The following is an 18,611-nucleotide window of genomic DNA, read 5'->3' on the forward strand; positions in this document are numbered from 1 at the left end:
TAAAATACTGATCTAGAAACTTAGTAAAAATTCGGTTTATTGACTGGCAATCAGAATAGTTGTAAGCACTGCTAGTAGTGAAGCCGTGCAGCAAAAGGTCAGTGCTTTGAGCCATTTCGGGCTGAAGCTAAGACACAGTGTGATGGCCAATACACTGACCGCCATAAACCCGCAGAACAGTAGTACCCCATAACTACCCAGCGCGGCAATCGCTATGGTCATGCTTAGTAAAATACTGATCCAAGCACAGATCAAAATTTTACTAACTAACCGAGCATTGGGGCGCACACCATATATATCTCGGTAATGAGTTGCTTTGGCATGCGCAAAGCAACTAAAAGCGATGATACACAGTATAAAACAAAGCAGTTCTATCATACGCTTAACTCCTCTAACGAGCCCAACCAAGTGCGCTGCTTGCGGTTACCACGATAGGCCGCGTAGGCGAAGCAGGTTGCTGCAAATAAACAAACTAAATCGAAGCCCAACAAAGTCCATTGCTGGCTATCAATAAAGTGCAGCAAACTGCCCTGCGTGGTCATGCTGTTAATGGCAACAAGACCGATACAGGCGCCAGCAATGATGGCATTTAATAATCGCCAGCTATAAGGCTTGAATACCGCCCATGCTTGCACCGCTGCCCAGGTTAGAAAGAAAGCCAGTATCTCTTTGTCGGCGCGCTCACTCACATTCATTGGCAATAACCGATTGGCATAAAAAAATGCCAAGGTTGCTAAAGGCAAGCCCATAAACGTACCCAGGTTAAGGCTATCTACCGTGCGTAGACCTATCGCGGGGCGCTGCTTTTTATTGCGTTGGTGTAAGCGTTTTGCCCACATGATTGCGCCGCTCGCTATCATGATACAACCTGCTAAACCGCATAATACGTAAAGCCAGCGCAACACGGGCTGTGCCATGCGCGCCGCATGCAAGGCTATCATGCCATCGTAGACGGCTTCACTGACGCTTCTATCTACTTCATTAATGTCTATCACCTCGCCCGTCGTGGCGTTAAACGTGATGCTCGGCGGCCTGTCGACAATGGCCTTGCCGCTATCAATAATAAAGCGTACCGATGCACTGCGATCGTTAGGGTGGTCAATACGTACTTGCCTTATATCTGCATCCGGCCACTTAGTATAAAGTTGATCCAGCAGTGTATTAACACCCACCATGGCTGTGGGCTCGTTGGCAGGCTCGGTGCGCTGAAAGTTAAAGACATCGGCATAGAAGCCGCGTAAACCATCGTCGTAGGCGGTCATCGTCGGGTAGGGGAAAAGCATAAAAATAAGGGTAATAAGCCCTGTATAGGTGATCATGATATGAAAAGGCAGCGCTAGCACAGATGATAAGTTATGGCTATCAAGCCAGCTGCGTACGCCTTTATTGGTGCGCAAGCTAAATAAATCCTTAAAGATCCGTTTATGAATGACCACCCCAGTTATTAGCGCAATAAGCATAAACAAGCTGGCAAAACAGACCAGCCAACGTGCTGTTCTGACGTCGAGGTAATGCAAATCAAAGTGCAGGCGATAAAAGAAATGCCCACCTTTGGATTCTCTGACTGTATCGACCCACTCTAGCGTTTTAGGATTGACATAATAGTCTTGCCAAGGCGCACGTTTACCGGGCTCACGTGGCTCTTGGTAAGAGTAGGTAAGCCAGTCTTTACGCTCATCAGCCAAGGAAATATTCCAGCGCTCGGACTTAGGTGCCTGTTGCTGTAAGTATGCAAATCCTTGGGTTATCTGAGCTTGCTGCGCGGCAACACGCTGCTGGGGCTGTTCAAAATGATGTATCTCAGGTTTAGCCCAAAAGTTGAGTTCCCAACGGAAAAACGCAAGCGTGCCAGCAATAAATATGAGAAAGAGTAACCAACAGACCAATAAACCTACCCAGGTGTGTAGCCATGTCATTGAACGAAAGAAGGTGTCCTTCATAGCCATTCCTCCATGAATGCCAGCAGAGCGGTGAGCGCAGCACTAGTTAGTAAAATAGTGATCCATACTTTAGCGACAGAGCGCACACTAAAGGTATAGATGAAGATACAGGCATATATCAATATCGATAAGCTTACAGCCAGTAATACCGCATCACTAGGTTGTAATGGCAGGGCGACCCCTAATACAGCTGTGCTTAAGGCGGTTAATAAGTAGCCTCCAACAATGGCGGCAATAAAGCGATAAACCACAAGGGCGCGATAATGAGAGCTGGCGATACGTAACTTGATAAGCCAGGGTGATAACTGAAAATCCATAGTCTGCAGGCTATTGTACCAAAAACGAGCCATTATATAGATTATAAAACTAAAAGATAGTGATTCGTATTTGCTTAAATGAATTGAAAATGAACCGTTAGTTAATTGTTGGCTCACGGTTAACACGATGTTTTTTATTAAAACCCTTATAATTCATAATATTACACGTCATTTCAATGGCCTTTTTTGCGTTCCTATTTATGCTTTTTTGCTATAAGATCGCTCACTCTTTTTTACTAGTTTTGTGTTGTTCTAGGAAGTGCTGTTGTTGTGGATGTGTTGTATTGGTTCGCGAGTTACCTCTTTGTACTTAAATATGTGGTATATGCGTTAAGCGTTTTACTGCTTATTTTTGGTTTAGACGATCTGTTTATTGATCTCGTGTACTGGGGTCGAAAATGCTACCGGCGGTTGGTCATCTATCGCAAACACCCCAAGCTGCACTATTCAAAGTTGAAAGAGAAAGCTGAGCAACCGCTCGCAATTATGGTACCTGCATGGCAAGAACACGGAGTTGTAGGACCGATGGCGGAACTGGCGGCATCGACATTAGATTACGAGAACTATCATATATTTGTCGGTACTTACCCTAACGACGACAAGACTCAAGCTGATGTTGACGCCGTATGCGCGCGATTTCCTAATGTCCACAAAGTGGTGTGCGCGCGCCCTGGGCCAACGAGTAAGGCGGATTGCCTCAATAATATCATCGCCTCTATATTTACCTTCGAATCGCAAGCAAAATTTGCCTTCCAAGGGTTTATTCTTCATGACGCAGAAGATGTACTCAGTGCCATGGAAATGCGTTTATTCAACTACCTCGTTGAGCGTAAAGATCTCATTCAACTGCCAGTATTTCCATTCGAGCGACAGTGGTATGAGTTTACCAGTGGCAGCTACCTAGATGAATTTGCAGAAATTCATGGCAAAGACGTGCCCGTGCGAGAAGCCTTGGTTGGGCAAGTCCCAAGTGCCGGCGTTGGCACTTGTTTTAGTCGCCGGGCAATTCAATTGCTTATCGAGCAAGGCGATGGTATCGCCTTCGATGTACAAAGTTTAACTGAAGATTACGACATTGGCTTTCGCCTCAAGCAACACGGTATGTCAGAAGTCTTCATTCATTTTCCCGTGCTGACCGACACGCACAAGCAGCAGATCAATAAGGGGAGCCTGAAATCTGCAAGTTATAGCAGCGTAGTTTGTGTACGGGAGTACTTCCCGAATACGTTCACTACAGCCGTGCGGCAAAAGTCGCGATGGATCATTGGTATCGTATTTCAGGGTATGAAATCCCATGCATGGACGCGAGATTGGAAATTAAATTACTTTCTTTGGCGGGACCGTCGCGGCGGTCTCACTAACTTCATTGGCTTTGTCGCGCTACTGGTGTTATTTCAGCTCGCCTGTATTTGGGGTTACCAACAACTCTCCGGTAGTGCTTATAACTTTCTCTCAATTTATGGTGATGAGCCCTGGCTAAGTGCGGTGTTGTGGGCCAACGCCGTGCTGCTAGCTAATCGCATGCTGCAACGCTTTGTATTTGTTACGCGCTATTACGGATGTATTCAAGGGGTTCTTTCGATCCCACGTATGGTGTGGGGCAATATTATTAACTTCTTTGCCAATATTCGTGCTGTCAGACAAATTCTCGAAATGGGTGATGTTAAACGCGTAGCTTGGGACAAAACCAGCCATGACTTTCCCTCATTAGGGGAAGCACGGGCAAGCTATCGACCTCTGGGTGAAATACTGCTCTCAGCAGGGGCTATTAACAAAGAGCAACTGCACAATGCGCTCACGCAAGGGCAGGGCAGAGTAAAACTTGGGCGTTATTTAATGCAGCAAGGCTTGCTCAGCGGTGAGCAATTAGCGCAAGCGATAGCCGAGCAGGCGGGTGTTGAATATCGTTCTTGTCCGCCCCTGTCTACGCCAGAGCAAAGTGATCTCGGTATTCATAAAGCGGTCGCTGTGCGCTACGCCATTGTTGGATTGTTTTTGGACAAAGGTGTACTACATATTGCGAGTGAACAGCACTTGTCGCCGGTGGCCTTAGGGGCTATAAGCCGTAAAGTCGGTTATAAAGTTAGGTATTATATTGCCCAGCCGGGACAGGTCACTGTGGCGCTCAAAATGCATTTTAGTGATGACTCGGCCTACAGCTATGCGAATCTTCAGCGTCGTGCTCGTCGTGCGGATTGGCCGCATTTTGTAAATGCCCATTACAGTGAGTTTGAAGCAATTAGCGAAGTGGCTATGCTCAGCCCTTCCGTTGCTAACCAAGTGATGATCGGCCAAGAGAATAGCGACTCAGGGGTAGGTGATTATCTTATTGCCAAAGGTGTCATTGATGAGCAAACCCTTGAACTAGCGCAGCGCATTATGCGCAGACCTTTGGTAAGTGACAAGCCAGCGAGTTCATCAGAGGTGTCGTTATGAAACTTCTGTGGCTTTTTCTATTGACCTCAATGACAGCGTTATCAGCACCTAGTTTTGAGGCTGGTAAAGGATACCCTGAGCATACTCAGTTCTTACTTTATCCTTATGTCGATATGGCGTACCGCTATATTGATGAGGGTCGTTATGAGCTCGCTAATGAAGAGTTGAATAAGGCATTAGCTGTAACGCCGAATAACCCCTATGTAGTGGAGCGATTGTTATTTGTTGCGGCCCAGCAGCAACATTGGCCACAGTTATCGAAGCTTATAGACCAGTACCAACAAGTGCTTATGCGGCAGCAGAAATGGCGCGAAGTATTGTTACACTTTCAACAACTTGGGCTTAAGCATCAAGCTGAGTTGTTTATTGTGTACACTGATCAGCTTTTGGCAGATGAGCGCTTTAGTCTCACCCAGCGCACCGAACTAGCTGCGTTGAGTGCACAAATGATAAGCGAACGAGCTCGCGCGCAGTTCATCCATCAAGTGATCTCTCGTTACGGGCTCGAAGAAGTTCGCCCAGCCTATTGTTTCGCACTGCTAAACGAAAAAAAGTATGACGCAGTTGCCAGTTGTATTAATGATATAACTCACCTAGAGCAGCAAACCAGTGTGCGTAAACACTTGATACAAGCGCTTTTAGGAGCGCAACATTTCAAGGTGGCCAGTGAACAGTTTAGCCTCTATCAGCAACACGTTGCATTGAGTGAGCAGGAGCGTCGCCAATGGTTGCAAGCGGCGATATACAACAAAGATTGGTCACTTTCTCTGACGCTTAATGCCGCGCTACCAAGGGCTATCTCGCGTCTATTGCAAAGAGCTGATATTGCCATGCAAGCTCAGCAACCAGAGGTTTTATCGCGAACCATAGCGGCATTAAGTGAAGCCGAGTTAAATATAGAACAAGAGCAGCAGTTACTTGTGCTTATGGCTTATGCCTCGACTTACTCTCAGCAATGGCGTCAACGCCTGTATGATTACTCATTGCAACACGCCGAAAATGGTGAGTTTTGGCGCTCAAGAGCGGTACAAGTGGCGCAAGCAATGGAAGACCACAGTCAGTGGCTGGCAATATTTGAGGCGCAGCAGAGTCTGAGTGAGGCGCAGCAGCGGCAACTTGCCATAGGCTATGAAAAGGTCGGTAATGAAGATAAAGCCTATCAGCAGTGGCTGTTATTAGCGCGCCTTTATCCTCAGCGCTTGAGCTATGCGAAGCAGGCATCGCATATGGCGATACAGCGTCAGCAGTATGAGCTAGTTACACATATATTGGCGCCCTTTTGGCCTTTTTCACAACAACAAGATCAAGATGCTGAGCTGACCTATCGTTACTTACAAAGCCTTAAGAAAACTCAGTCGGATACGCTCAGTGATGCGCTTGCTTTAGTGCAATCAAGACAAGCATCACCAGCTCAGCGACAGACGTTAATGAGCTTCGCCTCAGCTATTGGTGAGTGTCAGTTAGCTGCACAATGGTTGGTTGAGCCTGCGAAAGAGCAAGCTTTACAGCAATTAGGATATTGCTTTATTGAGCGCGATAAAGAGCGAGCGTATGCGTTGTTCCAAGCGGCCTTAGCAACAAACCCAAGCAGCACTGAAAGCCGGGTTCAACTTGCTCACTTGAGTGAAGTGCTTGGCTTGCATGTGCGGGCGTATGAGTACTGGCTAGAGCTTGACTCGCAGCTGACAGAGCAGCCGCACTTTTTTAATGCTATTGCTAGTGCGTTGAAAGTCAACGAATACACGCAAGCGATGACATGGTTGCATCGCTTAGTGCGTTTGCATGAGCCTAAAACAATCAGCTTTTATCAATTACAACTGCAGCTTGCCCGGTATGTTAACGATCTACATACGCAAGAGAAGAGCTTAGTGTGGCTGCTTGAAAACCACTCCGATGTTTCTGAGCAAATAGCTCTGGCTCGTCTATACTGGCGTCAAGGTAAAACGCAGCAAACGTTCACACTGCTCAGCGATATCGAACGCCAACCTACCGAGGCGTTGGCGCTACACACCCAAGCAGAGCTTGCGTACTTGTATATTGACGTAGATCGCGCTGCAAAAGCGGCTCCGCTAATGCAGCATTACCTAGCCAATCAACCCGACCTTTATCCTATGCACCAGCAGCTTGCTTATAGTTATGTTGTGACTAATGAGTTAGATAATGCCCTGCATCATGCCACTATCGCGGCGACTAACATGGACACCATGGAGCTTGCACAGGAACCTAAACAACAACTCAAGCGCTTGCGGCGAGATTTATTGGCGCAATCACGTTGGTTGCTGCAAGCACAATTTGGTGAGCAGTTGAGGCCCATCGATATAGGCGCTACCTCACAAAGCTTGAGATACGGTGGGTTTATAGAGCTGCGTTACAGCAAATATTTACAGCACCACTGGCATGCGCAGGATACTCATCAGTGGTACGCACGGGCTTTTGTACAAAAAGATAGCCAACAACATGACAGCACACTCGCTTTAGGATACAGCTGGCAGCCATTGGCTTCGCTCGACCTCCAGTTTGCTATCGAGCCGCAGTGGCAGCTGCGCAACAACGATGTCGATATCTTGCTTAAGGCCGCTACGGACTTATTCAGTCTAGGTGGCAATACGCGGGATTGGCAAACTGATGCACAAGGGTGGCTGCAACAAAGTTTGTATTTGGAAGCCGCACATTGGCTTAAGTCTGGACGTGATGCGCAGTTCGCACAATACCAAGGTGGTTATCACTTTAAATTGCATACTCAAAATCAGCAAGCGCTGACTTGGCAACCTTATGTGAACGGTCAATGGACGCGCTCGAGTGAGCGTCAAGATACCCGCGTAGGTGCAGGTGTTGGGGTGCATTGGTGGTCAGGAGGTGATGATATAACCGCATATCGCCGCCAGGCATCGCTAAAACTATTAGTACAGCATGTTCTCAACGGTGAACGAGAGGGCGATAATGTGGCAAGTTTGAATCTGGAGTGGTCATGGTAGGGCGATATACAGCAATGATAGCGTTGCTGCTATGCAGTATAGCTGTGCAAGCGAATGTGGTTATTTATCAGCCATTAAATAGCGACAGCGAGCTAACAAAGGGCCAATGGCAAGAAGTAATGCTGCAGTTACGAGAGCGTCAAATTGATACCATTGCCCTGCAATGGAGCCAGCATGAGCATAGCCAGTTCATTGATGAAGAGGGCCGCTCTCGACTACAGCAACTTTTTCATCAAGCCAATGCTCAAGGATTAAAAATAGTCGTTGGGCTGTATCATGAAAATAGCTACTACCGACGCATTCAACAGCAACCTCGAGCACTACACTTTTATCTGCGCGGCTTGTATAACCGTCATCTCGACGTTGCCCGACGCTGGCAAGCGTTTACTAAACTGCCAGCATTTGCTGGTTGGTATATCAGTGATGAAATCGATGACCTTAACTGGCAAAGCCATGCAAAACAGCAATTGTTAATCGATTACCTCAGCGCCTTGAATGATCAATTAGCTACTCTTGCTCCTGCTAAGCCAGTGTATATCTCAAGCTTCTATGCGGGGCATAGTTTACCGCGACAATACGCTTATTTACTTGAGCGGTTAGCGCAGCACACCGACCTGGAAATACTGTGGCAAGATGGGGTGGGTACTCAAGTTTTATCAAGCGATCAGCGTCAGGGAGTGCAAAAATATGTTTGCCAAAAGGGCAGTCATATTCACGTTATTGCAGAAATATTCAATGAGTCTGTGGAGCACAGGCTAAGCGATGAGTGCCGACCAAGCTGGTTTTTTTCACTGCGCTACATGCTACCTAACTACTTTGCTAGTGAATGACTCGGTAAAGTGTAAAGGGGGTTGCCACAATATGTGGCTAGCCCTTAGGCTAGGCAAAAACAATATACCTAAGTGAAGATGCAACTAGCAGATAAGATTCGTGCTTGCACTTTATGTGCCGAACATTTGCCTTTGGCGCCTAAGCCTATTATTCAACTTGATAGTGAGGCACCTATTCTAATTGCTGGTCAAGCACCCGGAATGCGAGCTCACCAGGGTGGCAAACCGTTTGCCGACGCCAGTGGCGATCGCCTCAGGCAATGGTTAGGAGTCAATGAGCAGCAATTTTATAACCCGCACTTATTCGCTATCGCGCCGATGGGGTTTTGCTATCCTGGCACCGCTCAGCACGGAGATTTAGCTCCGCGAGAAGAGTGCGCTGTAACATGGCGAGAGCAGGTGTTAGCTGCCTTACCTAAGCGGCAGTTGACTCTCGTCCTTGGTCAGTATGCAATGGCTTATCATCTACCCAAACGTTATAAAACGCTCACCGCTGCGGTGCAAGACTGGCGCAGTTACTGGCCACACACCTTAGTTTTACCTCATCCAAGCCCTCGTAATAATCGCTGGTTCAAGCGTAACCCGTGGTTCGAACAAGAAATTCTGCCGCATCTGCAACAGCGAGTGGCCGATTTACTCTAAGCCCGCTTGCTGTAAATAGGATTGTAAACCCGATAGCAGCTGCTGATGCTGCTCACGGCTGAGCCCGGCTAACAGTGCTTGCTGGGTTTCTACATGGGCCTGGATCACTTCTTTACTAAGTGCTAAACCTTGCTCTGTAAGCTGAACCCAACATATTCGCTTATCCTGTTGATCTTGCGATCTAGTGATCAGCTGCTGCTTTTGCAGCTGGTTTAGGCGGCTGGTCATACTGCCTGAGGTCACCAGCATTTGCGCTAACAGTTGATTGGGCGTGAGCCGATAAGGCGGGCCCGAGCGCCTTAACGTCGCAAGCACATCAAAACCTGCTTCGGAAAGCCCATAGCGGCGAAATGTTTTGCTCATTGCTAAGGTCATATGCTTGTGGGCGATTTGCAAACGACCAATTAATGCCATGGTAGAAGTATCTAATTGTGGCATCTCCCGAGCCCACAGCGCTTGTATATTATCTAAATTTTGCATCTTTAGTGAACCAAAACGGCATTTCATACATATTATCTTTAATTCAAGATATATCTGTAACAAGGGGAAAGCAAATTATGAGGTCAGGTTATTTATGGGCGGCGTTGCTGTTCGCGCCATTGTTGCATGCCGGTGATAAAGTATCGGCACAGCAGTTTGTGGATTTGCAACAAGGGGATTCAGTTCATCCGGGCTTTCGCCGAGCCCATGCTAAAGGGATCTGTGTGCAAGGCGAGTTCCGTAATAATGGCGCACTCGCGCAATATACTTCGGCCCAGATATTTGCCACTTCGGTGACACCGTTTGTGGGTCGCTTTTCGCTTGCCGGCAATAACCCTACCGCACCGGATTTAAAGGCGCCAGTGCGCAGTTTGGCGTTGAGCTTCGCGACCAGCGCAAGCGAGCAGTGGCGCATTGCCATGAATACTCCGCCGGTGATGGCGGTGAGCAATCCCCAAGATTTTTATCAGCAGCTTGTGGCTATTAAATCGGGCCCCAAGGCTATTCAAACCTTTTTCGCCGAGCACCCCGAAAGTGCTGATTTCTTGGCGTGGAAAGATAGCTACCAACCCAGTGGCAGCTTCGCAGCCGAGACCTATCACAGCATCAATGCGTTTTATTTAGTCGATGACAACGAGCAGCGCCAGCCTGTGCGTTGGCATATGCAGCCGACGGTGTCAGTCACCGATGATGGGCTGAGTGGGCCTAACGCATTACATCAAGAGCTTAAGGCGCGGTTGGCAAAACAACCGGTGGTATTTGACTGGTTATTTACCTTGGCTAGCGCCCAAGACGACGAGCGTAATCCGGCAATTCAGTGGCCAGCAGAGCGTCCGCGTATTAACGCTGGGAAAATAGTGATCACTCAGTGGCAAGCGCAGCAGGACGGGGCGTGTCACGGCATCAACTTTGACCCTTTGGTATTACCATCGGGTATCTCGCCCACCGCAGATGCCATTCTTCGGGCGCGCTCGGCCGCTTATGCGGAGTCGTACCGCCGCCGAGCTGTGGAGCAATTGCGTGGTCAAGCAAAGGAGCTAAACAATGACTAACCGGGCACGATTTACTCTTTCTATGCGTTTATTGCATTGGGCGATGGCGTTATTAATCATTGCCATGTTAGCAGCGGGTTTAGTCATGGTGCGCTCGCTTGAGCCATGGCAGTATGAGCTGCTGTGGCTGCATAAAAGTTTTGGCATAGCGGCTGCGCTACTGGTGTTGGTGCGCTTGTTAGTCCGCTGGCGCAGCATAGTACCGGCTTTACCCAGTGATTTACCTTATTGGCAACGCCGCGCGGCTAAGGCGTCTCACTGGCTGTTGTATACGCTAATGGTGTTAATGCCGCTATCAGGGCTATTGATGCAGTATTTTGCAGCGCGTCCTGTGAGTGTATTCGATGTAGTGCGCTTGCCGGCGGCGTTAACGGTGGATATTGAACTGTTTTCCTTGTTTCGAGAGTTGCATGGCTGGGCCGCAGGGGTGTTTATAGGACTAGTGATAATGCATATCGGAGCAGCGCTATACCACCATTACTACCGCCGAGATGACGTGCTGCGTAGTATGTGGAAGTGAGTATTACTAGCCCCGAGCGAGCAGTCTCGGGTCAAAGCGAAAGGGCAGGGCTTCAATATTGGGCTCTGCTTTAACAAAAGCAGGGTGGCTTGGGTTAAGTAAATAATTATACTCTCGAGGGACTATGGTCGAGGGCACGCTCAATGCCAAGCTGGCTTGAGTTTGCAACCACTGATCGCCAATCAAAGCCGTTTCTTCTGGGGCCGGACTCTCTTGCCAGTTTTCAGGCCAATCTTGCTCGTCAAGGGTGAGCACATCACGGCGTGCAAAGTTAATTTTAAATAGTCTGTAGTCGCTGAGAATGGCACTGTGATTAAGGTGTACCAGAATCTCTAGAATCGCCAGTGACTCGCTGGCGGCGAGGTAAACACAGCGTTGTCCGGGACTATTCCAGCGCCCGCCAAATAACCGCGCCCCTTCGCCATCAAAGGCCTTGTCCGCCCACTTTTTCTTAACAATACGGTAGCCACTTATCACGCAAATACACCGTGTTCCATGCGCCCGATAAGGTTAATCACCGCTTCTGACTCAGCCATGGTTGCCAGCATATCCAACGGCCGCTTTTGCCCTAGGCCGCGATTCGCTGTGGTTAACCATGTGCGGGTGGCATCACCATCGCCTTCGAACAGATCGAGCGCCGCCTTATACACTTCGGCAAAGCGATACAAGCGGTCGCTTTCTTGCTTATTAAAAAGCCCAGATTTTGCTCTGCGCCTTAGGGTTGCGGGGGCAATAACGGCTGATTGGGCAATGGTGCTTTTATCCACCCCCGATAGTTTGGCTAAGCGGTCATAGATATCAAATGACAACCCTTGTTCTAACGCTTGATATAAACGCTCGCCACGCGCTGGCATGCCAAGCTGCTGCCAAAATCCATCCGGGTGCTTTTGTGGCTTAAAGGATGCAATTGCATTCATGATTTTCTCCACCAAATGATTACTACAAAGTATATCACTTGATAGTAAAAGTGATAGTGTTAATTATGCTATTGACCTCTATCGAGCAGGAGCAGGGCACTCTGCAGTGCATGCTCTGCGGCTGCTTGTGGCTGTCCGAGCGTCGCTTTTACAGTCGCCCCCTCCATCAGCATAGCAATGGCTGGTGCGAGAGGTTGCTCGGCTGCGCTCAACATCGCAGCAATAGCTGTTTCAACTTCCTTTTTGTGTGCTCGGCAAGCACTGAGAATATCGCTATGGCTGGCGTCAAACTCGCCGTGGGTGTTGATAAAAAAACACCCACGAAACGGGCCTAGGGCCTGTTCTTGCCCCGAAAACCAACACCCCAAAGCGGTAAATAGCGCACTCACTCCCTGCTGCCCTTGTTTGTCTTGCACCTGATGACGTAACCAAGCCATAAAGCTGCGATGACGCTGCGCTAAGGTCGCTAAAATGAGCGCCTCCTTACTGGCAAAGTGATGGTACAAGGTTTTCTTTGCCACCCCGGACTCACTGAGTATGTGATTGATCCCCACGGCATGAATACCGTGGTGGTAAAACAGCCTCAGTGCGGTGTCGATTAAATGTTGTTTTTTATCTTGCATAAGTCACCTCAGAAACAGCTTGACACAAGTAGACCGACTTGTCTATTTTGTTAAAGGAGACAGATTGGTCTACTTTAACAAGAAGGAAGCAATGATGAATAATCCGATAGCCCATGTTCTTGCTGGCATTGGCGCTGCGCTGGCCATTGGCTTGCTCGCCTATTTAGACAGTATGGGAGGTGAGTGGATGTGGTTGATGGCCCCTTTTGGTGCCACCACAGTGCTGGTTTTTGGTGTCCCTGCAAGTGCGCTGGCACAACCAAAAAATGTTATTTTTGGGCACCTGATCACTGCGGCCATAGGTATAGCGTTTAGCCAGTATGTGGGTGTGTCACCTATCACTTTGGCCTTAGCGACGGGCCTTGCGGTGAGTGCGATGCTTTTCACAAAGACCACCCACCCGCCGGCAGGGGCCAACCCAGTGTTAATTATGCTCACGCCACAGGGGTGGGAATACTTAATTTCGCCAGTGCTCATTGGCGTTGTGATCATCGTACTATTAGCGCAATTACAGGGCTGGGCGGTAAAAATGTACAGTTATCGCCGGGCGATGAAGAGGGCGTAACCCCTCTTGCTGTTATTGTTATTTACCTCGGCTCAGGTACTTTTCGTTAACCACCAGTGCAGCCATGATGATAGCGCCGCCAATACTTAAACGCAGCACATCGGCATCGCGGTTCCAAATGAGCACGTTAACGAGGATCCCCGCAGGAATAAGGAGGTTATTCATCACCGCCAAAGTGCCAACATTGACCTGGGTTGCGCCTTTATTCCACGCGAAATAGCCCAGCCCGGAAGCAATAAGCCCTAAATAAATCAATACGCCCCATTGTGTGGGTGTACTTGGGAGATTGGCGGTATTGGCAAAAAGAGCGAAACAGCTTAACGCGACCACCAATGCACCCATAAAAAAGCAAGCGAATACATAATGTTGAGAAAGGTGCTGATGCTTGAGCATCAGTCGTTTATACAACACTTGGCCGCTGGCAAAGCACAGGTTTGCAGCTTGGACGATAGCAAAGCCAGTCATAAAGCCTTGGTTGATACCGTCGTAACGAATGGCTACCGCACCAATAATGGCCAATAACGCAGCGCAGAAAAAGCCAAGATTAAAGTGGCGATTTAGTGCGTCATTGAGCAGGGTAACATATAGGGGAGTCATCACCGTAAATAGCAGCACCTCGGGGACGCTGAGATATAAAAAAGAGTGATAGTAAAAGCCATACATCAGCCCCAGTTGAACGCCACCAATGGCCATCAGCCGCCAGGTTAACGACAGGCTTAACTGGCTAATCTTCAAAAACGGTAGTAGCACCAGGGTCGCCAGCGCGATACGGGTTAACACCGAGAACCAGGGGTCTACTTGCCCGGCTAAATAGACGCCAATGAGGCTAAATGAAAATGCCCAAAGCAGGGTGGTTGCGAGCAAATAACTCATACACATCAATACAACTTAGAAACGAATTCCCCCATTATGACGCCTGCACAGGTATGAGCCAACTATCAATACCTTCGCCGCTATTGAGTTGTTCGTGTAAGCGACTATCGCAATAAATAGAAATGATTTTTATTTGTGATAACCTCAGGCGCTCAAGAAAAGGTTTCCATATTTGCCTTTTCGTCATTATTAGCAAAGCTTTTAGCTGAGCGTTACGTAAAGCCAGTAAAAGTGTGAGTAAAAGGAATGAAGATGATCAGAGCTTGGTGCATCTGTTTGCTACTAATAAGCGGCTGCCTATCTGCGCAAACGGCAGTGAACGTGGTTGTTAAAGAGGTCAATACGCAATCTATCGAGCGTACCCTGGCGTTGACAGGGACCTTGCGTGCGGCGCGTCATGCGCAACTGTCGAGCCTAAGTGACGGGGTGGTTACGCAAATCCATGCCCAGGCTGGTGATGAGGTTGCAAAAGGCGCACGTCTATTATCTTTGGATGCGGCGTTGGTGCAGGCGCAGTTACAGGCATTGACCGGCGCCAAGCAACGCGCTCGTATCGCTGTTGATGACGCCCAGCGCCGCTTTAACGAGGCCCAATCGTTATCGCAACAAGCTTTGATGGCAGCTACGGAACTGGCCGATAGGCAAGCCGCATTGCAAAGCGCAGAGGCTTCGTTGACAGAAGCACAGGCCAACGAACGATACCACAAAGAATTGCTGGCGCGTCAGCAATTGCACGCCCCCTTTTCCGGTGTGGTAGCTGAGCGTTTTGTTGATGTTGGGGAGTGGGTGACCCGTGGTCAAGCGGTGTTTGAGCTCGTTAGTAGCGAACAACTATGGCTGGATTTGCATATGCCTCAGGAGCATTTTGGCGCTATCGATCTTGCTAAGCAAGTTCGTTTTGAAGTGCCAGGGAAAGCGTCAAGGGGGTTTACAGCTAAGGTTATTGCCAAAGTACCAGTGATAGACAGCGCCAGTCGCAGCTTTTTATTGCGCTTAGCCGTACCACCCCAAGCAGGGCTGCAAGTGGGGTTATCGGCAAGCGCAGAGATTGTGCTAAACAAAACCGATGAGCAAAGTGTTGTGGTGCCTACTGATGCCTTACTGCGCCATCCAGATGGCGGCTACAGTGTGTTTGTTATCAGCGCCGATAAAGCACAGCGGCGTTTTGTGCGCATTGGCGAGCGGATTAACGGCCATATTGAAGTGCTTAGTGGCCTTGAACCAGGCATGAAAGTAGTTACCCAAGGCAATGAATTATTACGCCAAGGGCAAGCGGTCACTGTTGTTCAAGCGAGGGAGCAATAATGTTAGCGGCGTCAGTAAAGCATGCGACTTTGGTCGCCGTTGCCGTGCTCATCTGCGTGATTTTGGGCGTGGTCGCGGCTTTTAAAATACCCGTGCAGATGATCCCTGATCTTGAAGTGCGCACCATTACTGTGGTTACCAACTGGCCTGGAGCAACGCCACAAGATGTAGAAAAAGAAATTCTTATTGAGCAAGAACGCTATTTACGATCATTGGCAAACTTAAAAAGAATGTCCAGCTATGCCAATACCGGTGAGGCAGAAATTGAACTGGAATTCCCCTTTGGTGTGGACGTCAACGAGGCGTTGATCAACGTCAGTAACGCGCTATCTCAGGTGCCTAATTATCCAGAGAACGTTGACCAACCGGTGTTGTACAGTAGTTCGTTTTCAGCTAATGCGTTTATGTTTTTTACCCTCAAACCACAGCCTGGCAACCCGCTCAATATAGATGTTGATATGTTGCGTGATTATGCCGAAGACTTTGTGCGCCCAGAAATGGAGCGAGTCAGTGGTGTTTCCCAGGTAAATGTGCGTGGTGGGGCCTTGTATCAAGTACAAATACTCATCGACCAACAGCAGCTTGCGAGTCGTAACATCAGCCTGGTGGCGGTGCGTGATGCTATTCGCAGCCGCAATCGCGACGCCTCGGCGGGCGATATCGACGGTGGTAAGCGACGTTATTTGCTACGCATGGTTGGACGCTTTGAATCGGCCCAGGCGTTAGCGGAGCTGGTGATAGCTCAGCGTGATAACACTACGATTCGTCTTAAAGATGTGGCCACTATTAAGCTCGACCATTATGAGCTACGTGATATTGATTACAACGATGGCGAGCGCGCCCTGATGCTTTCGGTACGTCGTGAAAGTGGCTCCAATGTCATGGCCATTAAAGAGCAAATGATGCAGGTCGTTGAGCGCATCAACCAAGATATGTTGGCCAACAATGGTTTGCAATTAACCTTGCTCAGTGATGATGTGCGCTATGTTAAAGGCTCAGTAGAAAATGTATGGACGAACTTGGCGCTCGGAGCATTGCTGGCAACATTGGTGATGTTTTGGTTCTTGAAAAGCCCACGCTCGACGTTAATTGGTGTGCTAGGCATCCCGATATGTACCATCGCCGCATTCTTAGGATTGCTGTTATTTGAGCGCACCATCAACGTTATTTCTCTTGCCGGGGTGGCATTTGCCATAGGTATGACCGTGGATAATACCATTGTTGTGCTGGAGAATATTGAACAAGCTCGTCGGCGTGGCCTCGATAAGATCAACGCGGCCATAGCCGGAGTGCAAGAAGTGTGGCCGGCGGTGGTGGCTTCAACCTTGACCACGGTGTTAGTGTTTGCGCCGATTTTATTTATCCGCCAAGAAGCAGGACAGTTATATTCTGACGTGGCCATCGCAATTTCTGCAGCGATTATAGCGTCAATGCTTGTGGCGCTGATGGTTGTTCCCGCTGCATGTGCAAGGTTTATGCAGCACAGTGCGCAACGCGGTGAGAATCTGGCCAAACCCATGGCACTGCCACGGGCCATAGTGACTATGCTTGCGCATCCTACTCAGCGCCGACTGTGTATCGTAATAGGCGTATTTGCGCTGCTTGGGGGAGCTTGGCTGCTAATGCCAAAAGCGGAGTATTTACCCGAAGGGGAAGAGCCCAAGGCTTTTTCCATGATGATTGCACCGCCGGGTTACAACCTCAGTCATATGCAGAAAATTAGCGATGAGCTGCTGCCTTACTTTAACCGCCATCTTAATGACGGTGGTACTGCTTACAACGCCGGGGAAACGGCTATGCCGCCGTTAAAGTATTACTCCATGTCGGTGGGGGTAGGCAGTATTTGGTTTTTAAGTGAACCTAAGGACCCGCAACATATTGAGGCCATGATGGCGGCCATCACCGATAAATTCAAAAGCTACCCAGGAATGCGCGCTTTTTCCTCCCGGGGCTCAATCATTTCTAGCAATGATGGTGGCACCCGCGCTGTGGCCATTGATATTAGTGGCCCCGAGCAAACGGCGTTATATCGCGCAGCCGATGCCGTGTATCGCCTTGCGAGTGAGGTGTTTGACAACCCCCAAGTTGACTCCGAACCGTCATCGTTGACCCTGGACCAACCGCTTATTGAAATCAAACCACGCTGGCAGCGCCTCGCTGAGGTGGGTGTAAGCGCCGAGGAACTCGGTTATACCGTGGCTGCACTGAGTGACGGTGCCTATGTTGATGAATTGATCCTTGATGACGATAAGGTCGATGTGTTTCTTTTCTCCGAGGCTGGCAATCGCCAAAGTTTGGCGCAATTAGCCCAATCACCGGTAGTGACACCACAAGGGATACTGCCATTGAATGCCTTGGCGGATTTAGAGGAAAAAGCGGACAGTGACAGTTTACGCCGTGTTGATGGGCGGCGCACGGTCACCGTGTATATTATACCGCCTCGCGATGTGGCCTTGGAAACAGCGCAGCAACGGGTGCGTGAACAACTGTTGGTACAGTTAAAGCAGCAAGGCGACTTATTACCGGGAGTGAATGTGAGTATCGGTGGCGCAGCCGATCAGCTCGACAAGACCCGAGCTGCACTAAGCAGTAACTTTATCGTCGCGCTGGCGCTGTGTTATTTGTTGTTGGTCGCTATTTTCAAACACTGGGGTTATCCACTGTTTATTATGGCCACCGTTCCTTTAGGTATGGCCGGTGGGCTGTTGGGCTTGGTGATGATCAACGGTCTCGGAGGGCTATTGGCGGGCTTTCATCAGCCTTTCGATATGATCACTATGCTGGGCTTTTTAATTCTCCTTGGCACGGTGGTGAATAACCCTATTCTTATTGTTGACCAAAGCCGACGCAACATAGAGTCTGGCGCCCAGTCGGTGCTTGAAGCGGTTACTAACGCGCTGCAAACGCGCTTAAAACCTATTGTTATGTCGACCATGACGACTTTGTGTGGCTTAGCTCCGCTGGTGTTTATTCCCGGCGAGGGGTCGGAGTTGTATCGTGGTGTGGGGATGATCGTGCTGTGCGGGATTGCGGTATCAACATTGGTCAGCTTAACCGTGTTGCCAGCGCTGTTGGTAAGTCTGCTAAGACATAAGCAACGCTAAAGCAAAGCCCACCGCAGGGTGGGCTTTTATAT

17 protein-coding genes are annotated in these 18,611 nt (G+C 49.0%); 9 read left to right on the forward strand and 8 right to left on the reverse strand.

The features are described from left to right. Positions 1-36: 36 nt before the first annotated feature. From FIU82_RS17395 to FIU82_RS17405, 3 genes are read right to left on the reverse strand one after another with little or no spacing between them, the layout of a single operon-like run. A complete protein-coding gene (locus FIU82_RS17395; protein WP_022943519.1) occupies positions 37-378 on the reverse strand; it encodes a DUF3325 family protein in 342 nt (113 codons plus the stop codon). Beyond that, positions 375-1,940: a PepSY domain-containing protein gene (locus FIU82_RS17400; protein WP_172972754.1), complete on the reverse strand. Its 1,566-nt coding sequence runs from the start codon at positions 1,938-1,940 to the stop codon at positions 375-377. Before FIU82_RS17400 ends, FIU82_RS17395 begins: the two co-directional genes overlap by 4 nt. Beyond that, positions 1,937-2,257 carry a hypothetical protein gene (locus FIU82_RS17405; RefSeq protein ID WP_138508190.1) on the reverse strand — a complete coding sequence of 107 codons (321 nt, stop codon included), beginning with the start codon at positions 2,255-2,257 and terminating at the stop codon, positions 1,937-1,939. Before FIU82_RS17405 ends, FIU82_RS17400 begins: the two co-directional genes overlap by 4 nt. Positions 2,258-2,527: 270 nt before the next feature. On the opposite strand from FIU82_RS17405, the gene FIU82_RS17410 reads away from it, so the two are divergent. The 4 genes from FIU82_RS17410 to FIU82_RS17425 all read left to right on the forward strand — a co-directional run bounded on the left by FIU82_RS17410 (position 2,528) and on the right by FIU82_RS17425 (position 9,140). Next, positions 2,528-4,693, forward strand: a complete 2,166-nt coding sequence (locus FIU82_RS17410; protein ID WP_152441751.1) for a glycosyl transferase family protein — start codon at positions 2,528-2,530, stop codon at positions 4,691-4,693. Further along, positions 4,690-7,668, forward strand: coding sequence for a hypothetical protein (locus FIU82_RS17415; protein WP_152441752.1), 2,979 nt, complete (start codon positions 4,690-4,692; stop codon positions 7,666-7,668). Before FIU82_RS17410 ends, FIU82_RS17415 begins: the two co-directional genes overlap by 4 nt. Beyond that, a complete protein-coding gene (locus FIU82_RS17420) occupies positions 7,662-8,498 on the forward strand; it encodes a DUF4434 domain-containing protein (RefSeq protein ID WP_152441753.1) in 837 nt (278 codons plus the stop codon). Before FIU82_RS17415 ends, FIU82_RS17420 begins: the two co-directional genes overlap by 7 nt. Positions 8,499-8,576: 78 nt before the next feature. After that, positions 8,577-9,140, forward strand: coding sequence for a uracil-DNA glycosylase family protein (locus tag FIU82_RS17425; RefSeq protein WP_152441754.1), 564 nt, complete (start codon positions 8,577-8,579; stop codon positions 9,138-9,140). Here the strand turns inward: FIU82_RS17425 and FIU82_RS17430 are convergent. Beyond that, the gene (locus FIU82_RS17430) at positions 9,132-9,620 is read right to left on the reverse strand and encodes a MarR family winged helix-turn-helix transcriptional regulator (RefSeq protein ID WP_152441755.1); all 489 of its coding nucleotides are present in this window, start codon (positions 9,618-9,620) and stop codon (positions 9,132-9,134) included. The genes FIU82_RS17425 and FIU82_RS17430 overlap by 9 nt on opposite strands. A gap of 77 nt (positions 9,621-9,697) precedes the next feature. Here FIU82_RS17430 and FIU82_RS17435 point away from each other — a divergent pair, with 77 nt between their 5' ends. Continuing rightward, positions 9,698-10,672: a catalase family peroxidase gene (locus FIU82_RS17435; protein WP_152441756.1), complete on the forward strand. Its 975-nt coding sequence runs from the start codon at positions 9,698-9,700 to the stop codon at positions 10,670-10,672. Next, positions 10,665-11,192, forward strand: a complete 528-nt coding sequence (locus FIU82_RS17440) for a cytochrome b (RefSeq protein WP_152441757.1) — start codon at positions 10,665-10,667, stop codon at positions 11,190-11,192. The genes FIU82_RS17435 and FIU82_RS17440 overlap by 8 nt, the downstream gene beginning before the upstream one ends. Positions 11,193-11,198: 6 nt before the next feature. Here the strand turns inward: FIU82_RS17440 and FIU82_RS17445 are convergent, their stop codons facing one another. From FIU82_RS17445 to FIU82_RS17455, 3 genes are all read right to left on the reverse strand, one after another. Further along, positions 11,199-11,669, reverse strand: coding sequence for an RES family NAD+ phosphorylase (locus tag FIU82_RS17445; RefSeq protein WP_045980036.1), 471 nt, complete (start codon positions 11,667-11,669; stop codon positions 11,199-11,201). Then, on the reverse strand, positions 11,666-12,109 hold the full coding sequence (locus FIU82_RS17450) for an antitoxin Xre/MbcA/ParS toxin-binding domain-containing protein (RefSeq protein WP_022943508.1): 444 nt from the start codon (positions 12,107-12,109) through the stop codon (positions 11,666-11,668). Before FIU82_RS17450 ends, FIU82_RS17445 begins: the two co-directional genes overlap by 4 nt. Positions 12,110-12,177: 68 nt before the next feature. Further along, positions 12,178-12,732 (reverse strand): TetR/AcrR family transcriptional regulator, encoded by a 555-nt coding sequence (locus FIU82_RS17455; RefSeq protein ID WP_152441758.1) that lies wholly within the window; start codon positions 12,730-12,732, stop codon positions 12,178-12,180. Between the two features lie 94 nt (positions 12,733-12,826). On the opposite strand from FIU82_RS17455, the gene FIU82_RS17460 reads away from it, so the two are divergent. Next, entirely contained in the window at positions 12,827-13,297 is a 471-nt protein-coding gene (locus FIU82_RS17460; RefSeq protein ID WP_152441931.1) for an HPP family protein, read from the forward strand. Positions 13,298-13,315: 18 nt separating this feature from the next. Here FIU82_RS17460 and FIU82_RS17465 read toward each other — a convergent pair whose 3' ends face one another. Next, entirely contained in the window at positions 13,316-14,170 is an 855-nt protein-coding gene (locus FIU82_RS17465) for a carboxylate/amino acid/amine transporter (RefSeq protein WP_152441759.1), read from the reverse strand. A 252-nt stretch (positions 14,171-14,422) separates the two neighbouring features. Between FIU82_RS17465 and FIU82_RS17470 the strand changes: the two genes are divergently transcribed. Continuing rightward, positions 14,423-15,475 carry an efflux RND transporter periplasmic adaptor subunit gene (locus FIU82_RS17470; protein WP_253946373.1) on the forward strand — a complete coding sequence of 351 codons (1,053 nt, stop codon included), beginning with the start codon at positions 14,423-14,425 and terminating at the stop codon, positions 15,473-15,475. Next, entirely contained in the window at positions 15,475-18,579 is a 3,105-nt protein-coding gene (locus tag FIU82_RS17475; RefSeq protein ID WP_152441760.1) for an efflux RND transporter permease subunit, read from the forward strand. Before FIU82_RS17470 ends, FIU82_RS17475 begins: the two co-directional genes overlap by 1 nt. Positions 18,580-18,611 lie beyond the last annotated feature (32 nt).

Source organism: Pseudoalteromonas sp. THAF3, assembly GCF_009363775.1.
In the GTDB taxonomy this organism is placed as follows: domain Bacteria; phylum Pseudomonadota; class Gammaproteobacteria; order Enterobacterales; family Alteromonadaceae; genus Pseudoalteromonas; species Pseudoalteromonas ruthenica.

Excerpts from the sequence above, each read along its gene's own strand:
- FIU82_RS17425 (WP_152441754.1), top strand. The coding sequence starts at position 8,577 with ATGCAACTAGCAGATAAGATTCGTGCTTGCACTTTATGTGCCGAACAT.
- FIU82_RS17415 (WP_152441752.1), top strand. The coding sequence starts at position 4,690 with ATGAAACTTCTGTGGCTTTTTCTATTGACCTCAATGACAGCGTTATCA.
- FIU82_RS17400 (WP_172972754.1), bottom strand. The coding sequence starts at position 1,940 with ATGAAGGACACCTTCTTTCGTTCAATGACATGGCTACACACCTGGGTA.
- FIU82_RS17470 (WP_253946373.1), top strand. The coding sequence starts at position 14,423 with ATGATCAGAGCTTGGTGCATCTGTTTGCTACTAATAAGCGGCTGCCTA.
- FIU82_RS17395 (WP_022943519.1), bottom strand. The coding sequence starts at position 378 with ATGATAGAACTGCTTTGTTTTATACTGTGTATCATCGCTTTTAGTTGC.
- FIU82_RS17475 (WP_152441760.1), top strand. The coding sequence starts at position 15,475 with ATGTTAGCGGCGTCAGTAAAGCATGCGACTTTGGTCGCCGTTGCCGTG.
- FIU82_RS17430 (WP_152441755.1), bottom strand. The coding sequence starts at position 9,620 with ATGCAAAATTTAGATAATATACAAGCGCTGTGGGCTCGGGAGATGCCA.
- FIU82_RS17450 (WP_022943508.1), bottom strand. The coding sequence starts at position 12,109 with ATGAATGCAATTGCATCCTTTAAGCCACAAAAGCACCCGGATGGATTT.
- FIU82_RS17435 (WP_152441756.1), top strand. The coding sequence starts at position 9,698 with ATGAGGTCAGGTTATTTATGGGCGGCGTTGCTGTTCGCGCCATTGTTG.
- FIU82_RS17465 (WP_152441759.1), bottom strand. The coding sequence starts at position 14,170 with ATGAGTTATTTGCTCGCAACCACCCTGCTTTGGGCATTTTCATTTAGC.
- FIU82_RS17440 (WP_152441757.1), top strand. The coding sequence starts at position 10,665 with ATGACTAACCGGGCACGATTTACTCTTTCTATGCGTTTATTGCATTGG.
- FIU82_RS17420 (WP_152441753.1), top strand. The coding sequence starts at position 7,662 with ATGGTAGGGCGATATACAGCAATGATAGCGTTGCTGCTATGCAGTATA.
- FIU82_RS17455 (WP_152441758.1), bottom strand. The coding sequence starts at position 12,732 with ATGCAAGATAAAAAACAACATTTAATCGACACCGCACTGAGGCTGTTT.
- FIU82_RS17405 (WP_138508190.1), bottom strand. The coding sequence starts at position 2,257 with ATGGATTTTCAGTTATCACCCTGGCTTATCAAGTTACGTATCGCCAGC.
- FIU82_RS17460 (WP_152441931.1), top strand. The coding sequence starts at position 12,827 with ATGAATAATCCGATAGCCCATGTTCTTGCTGGCATTGGCGCTGCGCTG.